The 2,010-nt window shown below is 53.8% G+C and carries 1 protein-coding gene; it reads right to left on the reverse strand.

The features are described from left to right. Positions 1 to 124: 124 nt before the first annotated feature. Positions 125 to 2,010: YfjI family protein (locus tag ACOYNV_RS28005; RefSeq protein ID WP_422903103.1), on the reverse strand; the 1,886-nt coding region annotated here is incomplete at its 5' end.

Raw genomic sequence — 2,010 nt, forward strand, 5'->3', positions numbered from 1 at the left:
GTGCCTTTATTTTTCTGCGCATTTGTTAGAACAGACGCTACAAAAGCTACGAAAGGGGGTTTTGTAGCTTTCGTAGCGTCCCCTTTAGCGTGTTCAAGATTTTTTAACCGGCTTAACCAGGTGGTCATGATGCGCTGTCCTTCATCAAAAACGGGTTAATCAGATAACTCTCGCTTGGTCTGCCAGCGCCGTGCGTGATGACTTTGCGTAGGTAGTCATACTCCACCAGCACGTCCGCTGCTTTGCGAGCCGCCTCGGGGGTGGCGATACCGGCCCAATGCTTCACTGCGATTTGCCGTGGTGTAAAGCTGTCAGGTATCGCGCCATCACGATCAGCAAGTTTTCCGGTTTTTATCTTCATCAGCAGCGTTTCAGCGTTGGTAGTCTCGGGAATGACCGCCGCCGCATAGAGCCGGTTAGCGTGGCTTTGCAAGTACTCTGCCAGCGCCAGCGCCCGGCCCAGTTCGGTTATGTGGACAACGCCCCCGCTGTCTGGTGTGTCGATCATGGCAAACACCAGCGCCAGGGCTGGTATCAGCTTGCGATATTTGGCAAGGTGTGAAACCATCGCCGGGTGCAAATCATCGCCGCGCAGATTATTTTCAAAAGGCACCAGCCATTCAATAAATAACTCTTGGGCTTCAGGGCTGAAATGCCAGACAACCGGGTTATCTTCGCTTTCTGGTTGTAATATTGCCAGTCGTTCAAATACTGCGTAAGCTGCTTGTTTTGCCGGTGTATCAGGCCATTGGTCAACATATTTAAAATCGCGGGCGATATCAGGCCACACGATCAGGCCAAACCGTTGCAAAAGTCCATCATCACCCTCGCCGCCCGATACCGCATTGCGAACGTATTGCTGAATCTTGCCGGGCTGAGTGCCCCCAAGCATCGCCATGCAAACCCGAGGGATGTAGGTTTCTCCGCGAATGATGCGCTTGAACTTGTATGGCTTATCGCCGTCATACCCTTGCAAATAGAACCCTCGGGCATCTTGGTTTTCAACCTTGTCCAATGAAACCAACAAGCTGTTGAACTCATCCCTGAAAACCAGTACGCCCCACGGGTTTTGTTGCAAAGTTTCCCCCAGTGCTTCGACGGTTGAATTGTTTTCAATGAAGCTGCGAGCGATAGGTTCAGCCGTGGCGGTGCCAGGCATCAGCAGCGCCCGCGCTGCGGCCTTGTCCTTGCCGATTAAACCCTTCGCCTTCTTTTCATTGTCAGCAAACGAAAGCGCCTCAACCTTGTTGTCAAGCTCCCATGAATCATGCGCGTCCTTCCAAAGCTCACGTTCTTTTGCCTCAAGTCGGTGTAAGGGCTTCATCACTTCACTGAGTGCTGGTGACTTCATCACCCCAGGTCGGCCGATAACGCAACACCAAAGGTTTGGTGTGACGTGCCAGTCACTGAACCGTTTAGGCTGAATCACGGCCCTTGCACCGATCAGGCTTGATAGTGCAGTCAAGGCACCCATGGCGGTGTAATCAGCCGGGCATTGCATGGTGTGTGCAATGTCCATCACCCAGGCCCGCAAAGCGTAGGGCAGGTAGTCCGCATCAAACGGCATAACAGGCGGCAAAGCATCAGGCAATGGTGTAGGTTCAGGCCATGCATCAGCCGCTCTTGTCCACCCGTGTTCACTTGCCAGTTTAAAAACTGATGCCTTGCCGATTGGCTTTCCGGGGTAGTCTGGATCAGCATTCAAAAATTCAGCACTGGCATTGCCGCCGGTTTTTTTGTCCCAGGCTTTTGCAATGGCTAGCGCAGTAGCACGGTGCGTTTTACCGTACTCGGTGCAAAGTGCATACCCGATGCACTGCGCTGCGTCGATTGGTGGCGAATGCTCGGTGCCTTCTTTGTGAAAAGCTGTTACCGGTATTGCCAGCACCGCCGATTCCAGCAATTCACGGTCTGCCTGTTGCGCCTCGGTCAATGGCGCGGTGTCGGTGTCCGCGCCGGTGCCCGTCCTTGTACCGCTTGTCGGGTTGTCCCATTCCTGCCAGCGCCGGG

The sequence above is a fragment of the Propionivibrio sp. genome (assembly GCF_049316945.1).
In the GTDB taxonomy this organism is placed as follows: domain Bacteria; phylum Pseudomonadota; class Gammaproteobacteria; order Burkholderiales; family Rhodocyclaceae; genus Propionivibrio.